The organism is Pseudomonas fluvialis (genome assembly GCF_002234375.1).
GTDB classification, from domain to species: domain Bacteria; phylum Pseudomonadota; class Gammaproteobacteria; order Pseudomonadales; family Pseudomonadaceae; genus Aquipseudomonas; species Aquipseudomonas fluvialis.
In genome coordinates, this window is sequence record NZ_NMQV01000021.1 from 1 (window position 1) to 14841 (window position 14841).

Annotated in this window: 14 protein-coding genes; 8 read left to right on the top strand and 6 right to left on the bottom strand. The window is 59.2% G+C overall.

Features of this window, described 5'->3' with window-relative positions; all coding sequences use genetic code 11:
- Positions 1-93 precede the first annotated feature (93 nt).
- From CFY91_RS11140 to CFY91_RS16105, 3 genes are all read right to left on the bottom strand, one after another.
- Complete coding sequence (locus CFY91_RS11140) at positions 94-750, bottom strand: hypothetical protein (protein WP_093986447.1); 657 nt, start codon at positions 748-750, stop codon at positions 94-96.
- Between the two features lie 291 nt (positions 751-1041).
- Positions 1042-1827: a hypothetical protein gene (locus CFY91_RS16235; RefSeq protein ID WP_093986449.1), complete on the bottom strand. Its 786-nt coding sequence runs from the start codon at positions 1825-1827 to the stop codon at positions 1042-1044.
- 366 nt (positions 1828-2193) lie between these two features.
- Positions 2194-2826, bottom strand: coding sequence for a hypothetical protein (locus tag CFY91_RS16105; RefSeq protein WP_188390261.1), 633 nt, complete (start codon positions 2824-2826; stop codon positions 2194-2196).
- 230 nt (positions 2827-3056) lie between these two features.
- Between CFY91_RS16105 and CFY91_RS11160 the strand changes: the two genes are divergently transcribed.
- Positions 3057-3938: an OST-HTH/LOTUS domain-containing protein gene (locus CFY91_RS11160; RefSeq protein WP_093986450.1), complete on the top strand. Its 882-nt coding sequence runs from the start codon at positions 3057-3059 to the stop codon at positions 3936-3938.
- Between the two features lie 373 nt (positions 3939-4311).
- On the opposite strand, the gene CFY91_RS11165 is transcribed toward CFY91_RS11160, so the two are convergent.
- The gene (locus tag CFY91_RS11165; protein WP_093986451.1) at positions 4312-5196 is read right to left on the bottom strand and encodes a Dyp-type peroxidase; all 885 of its coding nucleotides are present in this window, start codon (positions 5194-5196) and stop codon (positions 4312-4314) included.
- 13 nt (positions 5197-5209) lie between these two features.
- Positions 5210-5851, bottom strand: coding sequence for a ribosome biogenesis GTP-binding protein YihA/YsxC (gene yihA / locus CFY91_RS11170; RefSeq protein WP_093986452.1), 642 nt, complete (start codon positions 5849-5851; stop codon positions 5210-5212).
- A 302-nt stretch (positions 5852-6153) separates the two neighbouring features.
- Between yihA and CFY91_RS11175 the strand changes: the two genes are divergently transcribed.
- The 4 genes from CFY91_RS11175 (at position 6154) to CFY91_RS11190 (ending at position 10218) form a co-directional block, all read left to right on the top strand.
- Positions 6154-6759 (top strand): c-type cytochrome, encoded by a 606-nt coding sequence (locus CFY91_RS11175; RefSeq protein WP_093986453.1) that lies wholly within the window; start codon positions 6154-6156, stop codon positions 6757-6759.
- Between the two features lie 159 nt (positions 6760-6918).
- Positions 6919-7548, top strand: a complete 630-nt coding sequence (locus tag CFY91_RS11180) for a thiol:disulfide interchange protein DsbA/DsbL (protein WP_093986454.1) — start codon at positions 6919-6921, stop codon at positions 7546-7548.
- A 13-nt stretch (positions 7549-7561) separates the two neighbouring features.
- The gene (locus CFY91_RS11185) at positions 7562-8437 is read left to right on the top strand and encodes an endonuclease/exonuclease/phosphatase family protein (protein WP_093986455.1); all 876 of its coding nucleotides are present in this window, start codon (positions 7562-7564) and stop codon (positions 8435-8437) included.
- 2 nt (positions 8438-8439) lie between these two features.
- Complete coding sequence (locus tag CFY91_RS11190; protein ID WP_093986456.1) at positions 8440-10218, top strand: GGDEF domain-containing protein; 1779 nt, start codon at positions 8440-8442, stop codon at positions 10216-10218.
- A 17-nt stretch (positions 10219-10235) separates the two neighbouring features.
- On the opposite strand, the gene CFY91_RS11195 is transcribed toward CFY91_RS11190, so the two are convergent.
- Positions 10236-11657, bottom strand: coding sequence for a DASH family cryptochrome (locus CFY91_RS11195; RefSeq protein WP_093986457.1), 1422 nt, complete (start codon positions 11655-11657; stop codon positions 10236-10238).
- A 207-nt stretch (positions 11658-11864) separates the two neighbouring features.
- Between CFY91_RS11195 and CFY91_RS11200 the strand changes: the two genes are divergently transcribed.
- The 3 genes from CFY91_RS11200 to CFY91_RS11210 all read left to right on the top strand — a co-directional run bounded on the left by CFY91_RS11200 (position 11865) and on the right by CFY91_RS11210 (position 14836).
- Positions 11865-12458 carry a MarC family protein gene (locus tag CFY91_RS11200; protein WP_093986458.1) on the top strand — a complete coding sequence of 198 codons (594 nt, stop codon included), beginning with the start codon at positions 11865-11867 and terminating at the stop codon, positions 12456-12458.
- The gene (locus tag CFY91_RS11205) at positions 12455-13225 is read left to right on the top strand and encodes an N-acetylmuramoyl-L-alanine amidase (RefSeq protein ID WP_093986459.1); all 771 of its coding nucleotides are present in this window, start codon (positions 12455-12457) and stop codon (positions 13223-13225) included. Before CFY91_RS11200 ends, CFY91_RS11205 begins: the two co-directional genes overlap by 4 nt.
- 198 nt (positions 13226-13423) lie before the next feature.
- Positions 13424-14836 carry an EAL domain-containing protein gene (locus CFY91_RS11210; RefSeq protein WP_133063685.1) on the top strand — a complete coding sequence of 471 codons (1413 nt, stop codon included), beginning with the start codon at positions 13424-13426 and terminating at the stop codon, positions 14834-14836.
- Positions 14837-14841 lie beyond the last annotated feature (5 nt).

Below are 14841 nucleotides of genomic sequence, written 5' to 3' on the forward strand. Positions count from 1 at the left end.
CGACTTCGGGGGAGTAGGTCGTAGTCTTTCTCATGGCCTCATCTTCTCAAGAGTTGAGGCCTCCACAAAAGCCGGGGCGATTCACAGAGCATTTCAATGAGGCGTGGAAATGTTTTGGCTCTGGGCAACTTGCTCGCGGATCCTATTCATCTCTGACTGCTGGGATTCTGTGAGGTATCCCGGCGTGAAGTGAATGGGGTCGCTCCAAACGATCATGCCTGTTGAGGGGCGTCGCATGACATTTGTGATGTTGCAGTCCATAGCTCCATCACGTTCAGGTAGATACTGATCAGCCAGAATCAGGGTGTTGAGCAGAGGAGTGAACTCGAATTGGCTGCTGGCAGCCTGTCTGCATTTTTCGAGGTACTGAGCCCGATGCTCATGCTCTACAAGTTCGCCATCTGTCAGCTGTGTGAATAGCTCCGTCAGCCGAGCCCCATCGATACTCGTGGGGTCTACAGGCTGAAGCCATTCAACCTGTGCTAACCAGTAAAACTCATCATCCCAATATGCATCATCGGTAGGTGCTACTGGCCCGAAGTCTTGGATAACCCTGACCACGTGTGGATTGCCCTTAGCTGCCTGCTCGGATAGAAAGCAGTGGCCTCTTCCGTCAGTGGTTAGCCGATAGAGCTGGCCGTCACGCTGAAATAGCATTGCTGAGGAGCCGTGGGTAAAGTATTCGGCTGATCGGAGAGGCTCTTGTGCCATCACATGATCAAAATACGGCCCGCTGAAGAGGTTGCTCATAGTGCTGTGCCTGGATCCAAAAATGGGTTTCCTATCGTCAGAGTTCGACTAGCCGAGCTATTCGGTCTTCTGTTTCGAGTATCACGTTGTTAAGGAGAGCTTCTCGATCCCTGAGCCTTTTCAGCCGGCAATGCTGAGGGCGCTCACAGATGCTGCTGTCAGTCGAGCAGCTACTGCAAAACAGGTTCAGAGCGTCCTGAGTTTGTTCCTCGGCCATCGTGAGCAGTTTTCGGAAGCCCCAGAGCTTGATGGACAACAGTGCCCACATTGGCAAATTTATGAGTGTTCGCATCAGCGCCACCCTTGAGCTGCAATGCTGGATACTTTGGCGCACAGCTGAGTTCGTGCAGCGTCCAGTACCTGCGCATTGGTTTTTGCAGATAGGTGTTCACGAGCTTTGTTGCCCAGAAAGTAACTGATCCGTTCGGCGTTAGCGCCTGACGGATGGGGAAGACCTGCGAGAACCTGCTCAGGCTTGAGCAGGCCTTGGCCTTGTAGATGCTCAAGGGCTTCGGCCACTTTGGGCCCAAGGGGAACGTAGAGGCAGTTATTGCCCAGTGCTTTTACCTCCTCGGCAAGATGCGTCTCGACCTGCTCTCGCATGGATTTCTGCTTGAGCATTGATGGACTGCCGCTGTAGTTCGCGCCATTGACGAAAACTGGATAGCGAAGTGCGGAGGTGTAATGCACCAAGTGTGTGTGGGTATCGAATAGCCGGGCACAGCTATCAATCCCGAGCAGTTTCGCAATGCCAATGTGATCGAGCATAGCAATCAGGTTGTTGCGCATTGGCCCAGAAAAGCTCGCGGTTTCCTTAGATTTCCTTCTGGCCTCTTCAATGGATGCTCCAGCTTTTAGCTGTCTGCGTGCCTCGCTCAGTGCGTTCACCGCTTGCTGGTGACCTGGCGTGATGCCGCAGATAGTGATCCGGGCTTTAGTGTTGATGTAGTCGAAGGGGGCGTAGAAGGTCTGAACACTACCCTCCGATGACAGCAACAACTCCTTGGGCAAATCGGCGCCGCTCAGGTTGATAGTTGAGTCGAGGAGGATTGGGCTGAATTGTTCAAAGTGGCTCATGGTTCATTCCTTGAGTTAACGCGTACGACGGTGAGTGCGACGGGCACCTGGGTTACTGGGCGTGCCTCGTCGAACTCGCTTGTGAGGTTTTTGCGGCTTTAGCCTTTCGTCCCGATAACCCACGGTGATGACTTTGCTCTCTGCCAGCACCGCGTAGATGTCTCTGCTGCGTAAGGCCATTTCTTGGCTTTTGAGGTCTACATCGCTAAGTAACTGCGAGAAACCTGCTCGGTCGAAAAAGCACAAGCAGACGCCCCGGTTATGACTTTCCTCTCCGTAGCACAGCAGCCATTCCAATTGCTGTTCGCTGATACGGCGCTCCTGGCAACGCAGTTCGGCGTGTCGGGTCATGAGCATGAGTGCACCTCAAACCAGAGCAGTTGGTTTGAAGTGGCGGCGCCCTTTCAGCCAGCGCAGCGCCTCATTCGAGTCGACCACGGTGCGAGTCCCTTCTTTTCGAGTGTGAAGACGATCTGGCGCGGTGGGTTGAGTGGCATTACGCACGGCCTTCTCCGTCATCTGTGCGAGAAAGGCGACTTCGTTCAGGGTGAGATATCCGCACTCGGTATCTTTGAGCACTGTAGGTAAGGCGTCGGTAGCGACATGACCAAGCGTGTCGCTGTCCAAGCGCGCGCGAATTGCCCCCAGCTTGAATAGGTGTTCAAGACTTGGTGCCCGGGAGTTCGCGCTGTGAAACTCGTTGTCCCAGCGGGCTTGGTTAATGAAGGATGCAAAGTCCAACCAATTTTCATCTTGGGGGCCGACACCGGTTGTCTTGAGTTGGCCTTCAACTGCGTAGTCGTAGCAGCTCTCGGCAATGGCATTGAAATGCGAAGCCCCACCAAGAATCTTGTCTAGAGCTTTCGGGTCGCACCGATACTTCTCAGCCTCAGCATTGAGGTGCCCCAAATAGGCATCATTGACCTCATTGGCTAGCTGATGACGGAGGATCTTGGTCTGTGGCTGGGCATGGTTACAAAACAGGTCTTCGAGTCGCATATGTTCCACTCCGTTTGGAATGTAAGCAGATTGAACTCAAAAAATTCCATTGTCAATGGAATATTCCATTTGTTTTGGAATTTTCCTTCCCGAATGGAAGGAGGCATCGCTTCCGGCCTTTTGTGTCCTTGGTGTGGGGGCTTGCTACCTAGTGACTTCCAAAGCCATGAGGCATGCACGACACTTAGAAACCATTGATCCCTCAATTGGTTAGTTCAGAGCCGCTCTAGATGGATGAAACCCACCCCAGCGCTACAGAAGATCCCGTACCTGACCTTCAGCGCACGGTGCAGCGTAAGCTCGGTCGTTGCATGTTGCAGTTGCAGCAGTACGAGCGATTACTCAAGGCTATGGTGGCCCATAGCGAGTTGAGCGGCCCCCCTGAACGCCTACTGGCGATTCGTGACGAGAAAGTCGCCTGTGCCCACAAGAAGACTCTGGGTACCTTGGCGGGGATGCTGACTGAGAGCTATCTGAAGCTGCCTGAGCCGACGGAAGAGCCAGAACAAGATGAGCCCGCTGATAGGGAATGGGTCAGTATCCGATTTCAGATGGAGTTGCCTGAGGATCGCTATGCCGAGACCAAGGCTGCTCTCAAGGAGTTAGTCGACCTCCGTAATGAGTTGGTACACCACTTCCTTCAGCGCTTTGATCTTTGGGACGCCGATGGATGTGTAGCCGCTGAAACGTACCTCGATGAGAGTTACGAAACCATTGATGGTCACTACTTGGCACTGCGGGAGTGGGCCAAATCGATGGAGGAGGCTCGCACCAGGATGGCCGAGTACATGCAGACGAAGGAGTTTGAAGATGCTTTTCTCTGGGGTGTTAGCCCTGACAGCACGGTACATTGGCCCAGCAGTGAGATAACCGCTTGCTTGCGTGAAGCGGAAAACCAGTTCGCGGAGGTAGGTTGGGCACCCCTATTCGAGGCTATCCGTTGGATTGCCAAGACATATCCTGAGCAGACGCCGAAGCGATATGGCTGTGGGAGTTGGCGGCATGTAATCCATGAGTCGCAGCAGTTTGAAATTCGTAAGCAAAGCCAAGCCGATGGTGGCCCCACGATGATTTGGTATCGCAGTCGATCCGGGGGAAATCTGTGCAGCTGAAGTAGGACAAGCGAGCATCTCACCTTGCGACGAGTGGGGATTCCCTCAGGTTGTCATCCTCACTAATCTGGGTTTCATTGACAGGGTGTCAATCTAGGCCGTCCCGCCCCAAGGAATGATTATCTCTATTTGTAGTGCCCTGCGGCGGCGGCTCACAGAAAATGCCATTTATTGCGGTAATTCCGGCGGAAAATGCCAGTTTATGTGGCTCAATCATGCCAATAATGGTGCCCATTATTTTTCGTAAGCCATTAATTTAATTGGGATTTCCTGTGGTGCTGAATGCCAGGTTTGTTGCCCGTCGACAGGTTTATAGCCATAAAAAACCCGGCTACCGCCGGGTTTTTTATGCTCTAGCAAAAGCTTGCCAGGCTCATTTGCTCTGGTGGATATCCAGGCATAGCCGTCCATCCGTCAGCGGTGGGCACCAGTAATAACTGCCGGATATAGGGCGGCTGAAACGAAACAGGCCGTCGACTATCCCGTCTTCAAGACCGACCATGCGCTGCATCTGTGCTTCAAAGGCAGCAAAGCTATGGCCAAAGGCCAGGAATACCAGACCGGCCTGCTCGCCTGCAGCCCACGGCATGGAGCGTCGCAGAATGAAGGCTTGCGGAGTAAAGCTTTCCTGGGCGGTGCGTTTGACGTGCGCGGAGTCGGGCGCGTCCTCCAGTTCCTCGTTGTCACTCTGCCGGCGACCGAAAATGTGATCCTGCTCGGTTGCTGGCAACCGGGCAAAGTACTGGAGGTCATGCAGCCAGTGCTGGACAACAGCGAAGCTGCTGCCATCCATATTGCCTTGTCCACTGACTACGGCCGCTGCAAGCGCATCTTCATCCTGCGGATTTTCCGTGCCGTCTTCGTAACCGCTCAGGTCGTGGCCGCTGCGATAGCGGAAGGACTCGGTGCTGCACATCAATTGCAGCGCAGGCGCCAGCAGTTGCTGAAGGTGTAGCTTGCGATGCAACAGCTCTCCGCGGTCTTCTCCGCGCAGCCATAGCCACAACGCATGAGGGGTACTGGGGATATCAACGCTACTACCCTGGAGGTTCGGGAAGCTGCGCAAGCCAGGTACTTCCAAACCCAGTTGCCGAGTCAGCGAGGCGCCCAGGCCGACGACCAGCTGCTCGCCATCAACCAGCGGCAGCAGGCGATCGAGGGCGGCCTGTAAAGACTCGGCCTGGGTGATGCTGAAGAACAGGTGAATGGCCTGGGCAGGCACGGGTGTAGCAAGAATGCCGGGTTGTACATGATTCATGCGGGATCCTCGATCATTCGCCTGGGGTGACTGCCTCACCTGACAGTTGCAGCCAGTGCGCCAGTACCTGCAAGGCTTCTTCGATGCCCTGGCGTTTTGGGGCGGAAAATAATTGGATGCTGGCGTGTTCACCCCAGTGCTGGCGGATCTCCTGGCTGACCTTGAGCAGGGCATTCTTGGCTGCGCCATAGGCAAGCTTGTCAGCCTTGGTCAGCAGGATATGCAACGGCATGCCGGCAGCCCTGGACCAATCCAGCATCATGCGATCGAAGTCAGTCAGCGGATGACGGATATCCATCAGCAAGACCAGTCCTACCAGGCTATTGCGGCTACTCAGGTAGGCTTCCAGGTGCTTTTGCCAGTGCTGCTTGAGCGGGATGGGAACTTTGGCGTAGCCATAGCCGGGCAGATCGACCAGCCGGCGTTGTTCGTCCAGGCTGAAGAAATTGAGCAACTGGGTGCGCCCTGGGGTCTTCGAGGTACGTGCCAGATTGGCATGCGTCAGGGTATTCAGTGCACTGGATTTGCCAGCATTGGAGCGTCCGGCGAAAGCGATTTCCAGGCCTTCGTCGGCGGGACACTGATCGACCTTGGCGGCGCTGATGAGAAAGCGGGCTTGTTGGCACAAGCCGAGAAGCGGATTCTTGACGGACATGGGGTGGGATCCAGAGCGTGCAACACAGCGTCGCAGGAGAGGCAGTTACGTTTCCGTTTGGTTCGCGCAAGTATATAATGTTGGCGATTTACTGTGCGCTCTATAATCCAGGGTCGAGTGCCAGCCGGGAGGCGCGAACAACCGCACGCAAGAAAGCGGTGCCGCCATTTGCAGCCCAGCTGCTTCATCCGTGATGTCAGGCTGCTGCCGAGCCGGGCATCCAGCAGTACCCATTTTACCGGGCTGGTGCCGTGGGCATCCCGGTTCTGACTTTATCCCTTAGCCGTTGGTTGGATTAGCTGATGAACAAACTTCTGATGAGCCTGCTTTTGACACTGGGTGTGACCACTGCCGTTCAGGCCGCCGGCGATGCCGCAGCTGGCCAGAACAAGGTAGCCATGTGCGGCGCCTGCCATGGTGCAGATGGCAACAGCATGATGCCCAACTTCCCCAAACTGGCTGGCCAGGGCGAGCGCTACCTGCTCAAGCAGATGCTCGACATCAAGTCCGGTGCCCGCCCTGTGGTAGAAATGACGGGCATGCTGGATGCGCTCAACGAGCAGGATCTGGCGGATATCGCTGCGTACTTCGCCAGCCAGAAGGCTTCCGTAGGTATGGCTGATGCCCAGCATGTGGAGCGCGGCCAGGCACTCTACCGTGGTGGCAAGCTGGAAGACGGTATGCCGGCCTGTACCGGTTGCCATGCCCCTGATGGTGCCGGTATTGCGACCGCCGCGTATCCGCGCCTGAGTGGCCAGCATGCGGCCTATATCGCCAAGCAGCTGACCGACTTCCGCGAAGGCAACCGTACCAACGACGGTGAAACCATGATCATGCGTTCGATTGCCGCCAAGCTGAGCAACAAGGACATCGAAGCACTGTCCAGCTATATCCAGGGCCTGCACTAAGGCCTGCCGGCCCGCCTGATGGCGGGTTACGCTGGAATGAAAAAGGGTGGCCATGGCCACCCTTTTTCGTTGTCGCTGTCGCTACAATGAAGGAACCCCTGGCCAGGCCAGGCAGTCCAACTGCCGTTGCCAACCGGCCCATTTTTCTAGGAGTCAAGCATGCGTAATCTGATCCTGTCCGCACTCATCGCCAGCACTGGCCTGTTTGCCTTGCAGGCACAGGCCGAGCCGATTCAGGCCGGCAAGCAGTATGTCGAGCTGAATTCGGCTGTGCCCGTCGCCGTGCCGGGCAAGGTCGAGGTAGTGGAACTGTTCTGGTATGGCTGCCCGCACTGCTACCAATTCGAATCGACCATCAACCCATGGGCCGAGCAGCTGCCCGAAGATGTCAATTTCGTACGCATTCCGGCCATGTTTGGCGGTCTGTGGAATCTGCATGGCCAGGCATTCCTGACCCTGGAAAGCATGAAGGTTGAACATCGCGTGCACAGTGCCGTTTTCGATGCCATGCACAAGCAGGGCAAGAAACTCACCACACTGGAAGAGTTTGCTGATTTCGTCGCGACCCAGGGTGTGGATCGGGCCACCTTTCTCAAGACCTTCAACTCCTTCGCCGTGAAGAGCCAGGTCGAGAAGGCCAAGAAACTCGCCAAGGCCTACCAGATTACCGGTGTGCCGGTGCTGGTTGTCGGTGGCAAGTACCGTTTCGATATCGGTAGCTCGGGTGGTATGGCGCAGACCCTCAAGGTGGCCGACCACCTGATCGATCTCGAGCGTACCCAGCCCTAAGGCGTTTCGGGCCATGCTGCGCCGCTGGCTTACTTCGCGTCCGGTTGCCCTGCCTGAAGCGCAGTGCAATCCGCGGGCGCAGCCTGGCCGCCTGACGCAGGGTGATTGCCTGCGTTTGCTCAGTTTCAACATCCAGGTTGGCAACAGTACCGCGCGTTATCGGCATTACCTGACGCGCAGTTGGCAGCATGTGCTGCCGCATCCCGAGCGGCAACTCAATCTGCAGCGAATTGCCCGCATGCTCGCGGATTTTGATCTGGTGGCCTTGCAGGAGGTCGATGGCGGCAGCCTGCGTTCCGGCTATATCAATCAGGTCGAGCACCTGGCGCAGTTGGCCGACTTCCCCTATTGGTATCAGCAGCTCAATCGCAACATGGGGCATCTTGCCCAGCACAGCAACGGCTTGCTGTCGCGCGTGCGTCCCAGCTTGCTGGAAGATCACCCACTACCTGGCCCTCCCGGTCGTGGCGCTATCGTGTTGCGCTTGGGGCAAGGACAGGATGCGCTGCTGGTGGTCATGATGCATCTGGCGCTGGGTGCTCGTACCCGTACCCGGCAATTGGCCTATATCCGCGAGTTGCTCCAGGACTACCGGCATTGCATCCTCATGGGCGACATGAACACCCAGGCCGAGGACCTGCTGCAGCGTTCGCCGCTACGCGATCTGGATTTGCGTGCCCCCCAGTTGCAGGCCACCTTTCCGAGTTGGAAACCGCTACGCTGTCTGGACCATATCCTGCTCAGTTCCAGTTTGCAGTTGCAGCGCTATGCCGTGCTGGGTGAACCGATTTCCGATCATTTGCCGGTTGCCGTGGATATCCGCCTGCCGGTTCCCTTGTCTCTTGAGCCCCCTCTTGCGCCGGCTGCGTGGCAGCGGCATGGACCGTAGTCATGAGTGACGATAGCCAACGCTGGAAAGCCAAGTACCTGGAAAGCCTGGAGCAGCAGGAGCGCCAGGAGAAACGCTGGGAAAACCGCCTGGACCTGTTGCGTCGTGGCCTGGTGCGCACTTCGCTGGCTGCCGAAGGCAGCGACAAGATGGTTGACCAGTGCATGCAGGAACTGCGCGAGATCATCCGTGGCGACAATCTCGATGCCGGTCTTGCCGGGCTGATCCCTCGCCTGGAAAAAGCCGTACTCGACTCCGAACACCGTCGTCAGCAACGTAGCCAGGCAAATTTTTCCGCGCTGGCTACCCTGGCCAGGCAATTGCTCGATCTGCAACCGCCCCGCGACATTCGCAAGGCGCTCAAGCGTTTTGCCAAGGAAGTCGAGCGACAGGCTGGCAATATCGCCGAGCTGCCTGCCCTGCTGGGCGAACTGGGCAGCCTGCAGCAGCAGACGTTCAGCCTGCTGGGGGATGTCGAACAACAGCGCCCGGGTTTTTTACAGCGTCTGTTTGGCCCGCGTGAAAATGCGGGTGGTGCTGCCGAGCCGTTGGCGACGGCCGAGCCGACGAGCTTGCCGGTAGCCTCGCGGGCAGAACAGACAGCGCCGCTGCAACAACCTGACGAGCAGCGCCCGCAAGCGGCACTTTCCGCCAATACCCTGGACAGCCTGCCCCTGGCAGCCAGTCTGCTGTCTGGCGAAGGCGATGACTACGCACTCCCGGCCAGTGAGCCGGGCTACAGCGCCGTGGCGCCGCATATCGCCGCCAGTCTTGGCAAGCTGCTTGACGAGTTGCAGTTGCCTAGCCATCACCAGGCGTTGGCTGCCGACCTGCGCCAGCGTTTGGGCGGCACACTCAACTGGTATGAACTGGTTCCTGCCCTGGATGACCTGGCCGTATTGGTCCTGGCAGTCAGTGACAGTGGCCAGCGCGAGTTTGCCGTCTACCTCAGTCAGCTCAACGAACGCCTGGCCAGTTTTCTCGATACCCTCAACCAGGCCCAGGAAGGCTACAGCGAGTCGCTGTTGCAGACGCGCAGTTTCAACCAGGAGCTGCGCGAGCAGGTCAGTGGCCTGCAAAACAGTGTGCAACAGGCCAGCGACCTGGACAGTCTCAAGCGTGCCCTGGAAACCCGATTGGATGGCTTGTTACAGACGGTCAGCCAGCACCAGCGCAAGCGTGACGAGCAGGAGGCGCGGGTGGCCGAGCGCCTGCAGGGGTTGATGGGCAAGGTCGCGGAAATGGAGGAGCAAGCCGCACATTTTCGCGAGCACATCGAAGAGCAACGGCAAAAGGCGCTGACCGATCCGTTGACCGGCCTGCCCAACCGGGCCGGCTGGAACGAACGTCTGGAGCTGGAGGTTGCCCGCCGCCAGCGTTACGGCGGCGAGCTGTTGCTCGCCGTGCTGGATGTCGACCATTTCAAGCGCATCAATGATGGCTATGGCCACCTGGCCGGCGACAAGGTCCTGAAGATCATTGCCCAGGAGTTGCGCAAGCGGACCCGCAAGACGGATTTCCTGGCACGTTTTGGGGGGGAGGAGTTTGTCCTGCTGATGCCGGGCACGCCGCTCAGTGGTGGCCAGCAACTGCTGGAAACCCTGCGTGCCGCCGTGGCCGCCTGCCCTTTCCACTTCAAGGGCGAACCGCTGACCATCACCTGTTCGGCCGGACTGACCGCCTTTGCCGATAACGAGCGCAGCGATCAGGTTTTCGAACGTGCTGACCAGGCGCTCTACCAGGCCAAGCGCGAAGGGCGCGATCGACTGATCGTGGCCTGACTGGTCAGGCCTGTGGCTCAGGCTGCATGGGGAAAGTAGGGTTTCCAGCTCTCCGGTATCTGCTCCAGGCAGGGATAGCCGAGTACCCGCAGGTGACCATGGGCCAGCAGGAACGGGGTATGGCGCAGCTGTTGCGGCAGATGGGCCAGCTCTGGTAACCAGAGACTGACATAGGCCGCCTCCGGGTCATACTCGCGTGCCTGGCGCAGGGTATTGAAGACCCGTGCGTGGCGTGGGTCGTTACCAACACCGGCCAGGTAGGCCCAGTTGCACCAGTTGCTGGCCGGATCGTAGTCGAGCAGATGTTCCTCGAACCAGGCGGCACCGTGTCGCCAGTCCTGCTGTAGGTCATGGATCAGGTAGCTGGCGGCGATCTGCCGACCACGATTGGACAGAAAACCGCTGCTGGCCAGCTCGCGCATGCAGGCATCCACCAGCGGCATGCCGGTACGCCCCTGGCACCATTGCTGGAAACGCGCGTCGAGTGCGCGTTGTGCCACGGCTTCCTGCTTGATGCCGTGGGGCTTGAAGAGCGCTGCGCCATGACGTTTCAGGGTCCAGCGGAAGAATTCGCGCCAGAGTAGTTCACGCCATAGCCATTGGGTGGAGTCATTGCCGCCGAACTGGGCTTCATGACGGCGCAGCTCGGCGGCTACCCGGCGTGGTGACAGGCTGCCATTGGCCAGCCAGGGCGAGAACTTGGAAGAGTACTCGGTACCGATCATGCCGTTGCGGGTGTCCTTGTACTGGCGCACGTTGCCGCTTTGCCACAGGTAGTCACGCAACCTGGCCTGGCCAGCCACCTCGCCTCCGGAAAAGGGGAAGGCGCTATGTTGAACCGGCTGCGCTTCACCGTAGCCCAGTTGTGAAAGGGTGGGCAGTGGCTGCAGCCATTCCAGCGCCGCCTCCGGCATGGCCGGCAACTGGTGGGGAATGCTGGATGGCTGGAATACCGGCAGGCGTTGTTCTACCCATTCGCGGAAACGGCTGTATACCGTGGGCAACTGTTGCAGTGGCATCGGCAACTGGCTTTCCTGCAGCAGGCTGTTGCCGGGCAGGCGGCGCAACGGCACGCTGCCCAGGGCACGGGCTACGCGTTGCAGCTGGGCGATTTCCTCAGGGGCTATTTCGTCGAGGGTCAGGACTTCACGGATATCCAGTTGCTCGACCAGGTGCGGCAGGAGATTTTCTGGCTGGCCTTGTAGCAGCAGCAGACGCGAGCCATGGTTGCGCAATTGGCTATCCAGGGCATGCAGGCTTTCCAGGAGGAAACGTGCCCGGTGGCTGCCCAGACGCCGGCAGCCGAGTTGTTCGCTCTCCAGCCACTGGCTGTCGAGGATATACAGAGGCAGCAGGCGATCAGCCTGCAGGGCAGCTTGCAGGGCCGGATGGTCATCCAGGCGCAGGTCGTTCTTGAACCACAGCAGGGTACGGTGCATGACAGGTTCCTCGTACGCGGCGGGTGGGCGCTATGACTATGACTTCACGCTAGGCCTGTGGTGCCCTGCCTGCACGGCAGTTGGTCGAATGAGCTGACCAAACGGTCATCAGGTTGCGCAAAATCGCTGCTGCATCACAGTTTTCCTGGCGCTGCCGGTGTGCAGTGCCGCGCGCTACACTAGCCCGCTCATTGTGTGGAGCGCAGTATGGATATCCTCGGCATTGCCGTTCTGATTTTTCTGGTAACCGATCCTTTCGGCAACATTGCCATCTTTCTCGCCGTACTCAAGCACGTCGAGCCACACCGTCGTTTGCGTATCGTGTTGCGTGAGCTGTTGCTGGCGCTTGGCCTGCTCCTGCTGTTCCTGACGTTTGGCGAGAAGATTCTCAGTGCGCTCAACCTGTCGCGCGAAGCCATCTCGATTGCCGGCGGCATCATCCTGTTCATCATTGCACTGCGCCTGATTTTTCCTGGGCCGCAAGGGGTGTTGGGGGATTTGCCGGGAGGCGAGCCGTTGCTGGTGCCCCTGGCCACCCCTGCCGTGGCCGGGCCCTCGGCCCTGGCGGTGATCATGACCCTGCGCAATACCCACCAGGGGCCGCTTTGGGAGTTGTATGCCGGCTTGCTGCTGGCTTGGGCTGCCGCGGCGCTGATCCTTTCCCAGGCGGCCTTTCTGCAGCGTCTGTTCGGCCCGCGCGGGCTGGGGGCTATCGAACGCCTGACCGGCATGCTGTTGATCATGCTCAGCGTGGACATGCTGCTCGACAACCTGCAAAGCGTCCTGCATATCCAGCCATGAGATACCTGCTGCCTTGCCTCGTCCTGCTCCTCGCCGGCTGCTCAAGCGGCCTGTCGATCCAGCGTGACTACAGCTCCGCCAACCATGCCAGCCGGGTGCAGTACGTGGTGTTGCATTACACCTCGACGGACCTTGAGCACTCGCTGCAACTGCTCACCGAAGGCCCGGTCAGCAGTCATTACCTGATTGGCGAGGAGCCGCCGACGCTTTACCAATTGGTCGACGAGAACCGCCGTGCCTGGCATGCCGGCGATAGCAGCTGGCAGGGACGAACCTGGCTGAATGGCAGCAGCATTGGTATCGAACTGGTCAATCCGGGCTATCGGGAAACGCCCGCAGGGCGTGTATGGGCACCCTACAGCGAGGCGCAGATCGAGGTCTTGCTGGCCCTGCTGCAGGATATCGTGCGGCGCCACGGGCTAGCCCCGGACAGCATCATTGGCCATAGCGATATCGCGCCGCAGCGTAAGGTTGATCCCGGGCCGCTGTTTCCCTGGGCACGCCTGGCCGCGGCCGGGCTGATTCGCTGGCCGGATGCGCAGGCAGTGGCCCGCGTGCAAGGCGATTTCACTGAGAGGTTGCCCGAGCCGCTGTGGTTCCAGCAGCAGCTGGCCGCGCTAGGCTATGCGATTGCCCTGAGTGGCGAGCACGATGAGCAATCACGCAATGTACTGGCCGCATTCCAGATGAAGTACCGGCCGGCACGTCATGATGGCCTGGCTGATGCACAAACCGCCGCCTTGTTACAGGTACTTAACAGCCACTAAGTTGGCAGGGCAAGGCTCAGGAGGAGCGCTATGGGAAATAGCCTGTCGGTGTGGCGCAGGGTGTTGCGGCCCTGACCCGTTGCCGTGGCCAGCAGTGTGCTGTTGTTTGGCCTCTTGGCCAGCCTGGCCTGGCACTGGGCCGAGCAGCAGGCTTATCGTCAGGAAACCTAGCGTCTGCAGGTATTGCAGGGCGAGCTGGTGCGACGCAACACGTTATTTTTCGAGCAGTTGCATGGCCATTTGCAGGAGCTGGCCAGTCTGCAACTGAGCCGTTGTGATGCCCCTGCCCGCCAGCAGTTGCGTTTGCTGCGGCGCAGCCTGCTGTATGCCAAGGCCGTGGCTGTACGTCTGGCGGATGATCGCTGGTGCGAAAGCCTGCCGTTACCCGTGCAGACAACGGACTACCAGCACTGGCGGTTCGGCGAAGTAGAGCTGCTCTGGCAGCTGGACTGGCTGAATGACCCGCTGCAGCCTTCGCTGTTGTTGCAGAGCCCTCGTCACCGGGTGGCCAGCAGTCTGTACTTCGTGCAGGAGAAGATCGACCTGGCGCCGGGTTACCAGGCGCTACTGGCTGATCGAGATACGCGGCGTGTGCTGGATTTTGCCGCGCAGCGCAATACCCTGGATGCCGCGGAGTGGGCTGTATTGCATCACCCGCAGCAGTTGCAGGCGCTCGATGGGCGGCTCTACCTGGCCAGCGCTGGCGATGCCCAGGGTATCCAGTTGCTGCTGATTGCCGATGCCACGGCGCTACAGGCCAGTCTGGCCGGCCTGCGCCTTGGCTATGTGCTGCTGGCCGGCGTGCTGGCCGTGCTGGGTGGCGCCCTGGCTGGCCTGCTGATGCGCCGCGAGCTGTCTCTGGAAAAAGCCTTGCAACAGGCCTTGCGGCGCGGCGAACTGGAAGTGGACTACCAGCCACTGGTCGACCTGGCGACGCGGCGTTGCGTGGGTGCCGAAGCGCTGGTGCGCTGGCGGCGTGTCGACGGTCAGCGGGTTCGTCCGGACCTGTTCATTCCCCAGGCCGAAGCCAGTGGGCAGATTTGTGCGATTACCCAGCGCGTCATCGAGCTGGTCATGCAGCAAATGGCGGAGTTGCTGCGCGCGCACCCCACGCTGTACATCTCGGTCAACCTGGCGGCAGCGGATATTGTACAAGGGCGTTTTGTCGAGGTTGCCAGGCAGCAACTGGCCAGCCAGGGCGTGGCTGCACGACAACTGGTCTGGGAAGTGAGCGAACGAGGCCTGGTGGATGTCGAGCAAGCCTGCCAGCTGCTGGGGCAGCTTCGTCAGGCCGGGCATCGAATTGCCATCGATGACTTCGGGACCGGTTGCTCCAGCCTGTCCTACCTGCAACGCCTGCCGGTGGATGTGCTGAAGATCGACAAATCCTTCGTCGACAGCCTGGGCATGCAGGCTGCCAGCAGCTCGGTGGCCCCGCATATCATCGACATGGCCCGTGACCTGGGCCTCAAGGTGATCGCCGAGGGTATCGAGTCGGCGACCCAGGCCGACACCCTGCAGCAGCTCGGTGCGCAGGTGGGCCAGGGCTTCCTGTTCTCCCGCCCACTGGATGCCAGCGCGTTCCACGCGTTCGTACGTTGCCATGGTTAACCACG

Excerpts from the sequence above, each read along its gene's own strand:
- CFY91_RS11140 (WP_093986447.1), bottom strand. The coding sequence starts at position 750 with ATGAGCAACCTCTTCAGCGGGCCGTATTTTGATCATGTGATGGCACAA.
- CFY91_RS16235 (WP_093986449.1), bottom strand. The coding sequence starts at position 1,827 with ATGAGCCACTTTGAACAATTCAGCCCAATCCTCCTCGACTCAACTATC.
- CFY91_RS16105 (WP_188390261.1), bottom strand. The coding sequence starts at position 2,826 with ATGCGACTCGAAGACCTGTTTTGTAACCATGCCCAGCCACAGACCAAG.
- CFY91_RS11160 (WP_093986450.1), top strand. The coding sequence starts at position 3,057 with ATGGATGAAACCCACCCCAGCGCTACAGAAGATCCCGTACCTGACCTT.
- CFY91_RS11165 (WP_093986451.1), bottom strand. The coding sequence starts at position 5,196 with ATGAATCATGTACAACCCGGCATTCTTGCTACACCCGTGCCTGCCCAG.
- yihA (WP_093986452.1), bottom strand. The coding sequence starts at position 5,851 with ATGTCCGTCAAGAATCCGCTTCTCGGCTTGTGCCAACAAGCCCGCTTT.
- CFY91_RS11175 (WP_093986453.1), top strand. The coding sequence starts at position 6,154 with ATGAACAAACTTCTGATGAGCCTGCTTTTGACACTGGGTGTGACCACT.
- CFY91_RS11180 (WP_093986454.1), top strand. The coding sequence starts at position 6,919 with ATGCGTAATCTGATCCTGTCCGCACTCATCGCCAGCACTGGCCTGTTT.
- CFY91_RS11185 (WP_093986455.1), top strand. The coding sequence starts at position 7,562 with ATGCTGCGCCGCTGGCTTACTTCGCGTCCGGTTGCCCTGCCTGAAGCG.
- CFY91_RS11190 (WP_093986456.1), top strand. The coding sequence starts at position 8,440 with ATGAGTGACGATAGCCAACGCTGGAAAGCCAAGTACCTGGAAAGCCTG.
- CFY91_RS11195 (WP_093986457.1), bottom strand. The coding sequence starts at position 11,657 with ATGCACCGTACCCTGCTGTGGTTCAAGAACGACCTGCGCCTGGATGAC.
- CFY91_RS11200 (WP_093986458.1), top strand. The coding sequence starts at position 11,865 with ATGGATATCCTCGGCATTGCCGTTCTGATTTTTCTGGTAACCGATCCT.
- CFY91_RS11205 (WP_093986459.1), top strand. The coding sequence starts at position 12,455 with ATGAGATACCTGCTGCCTTGCCTCGTCCTGCTCCTCGCCGGCTGCTCA.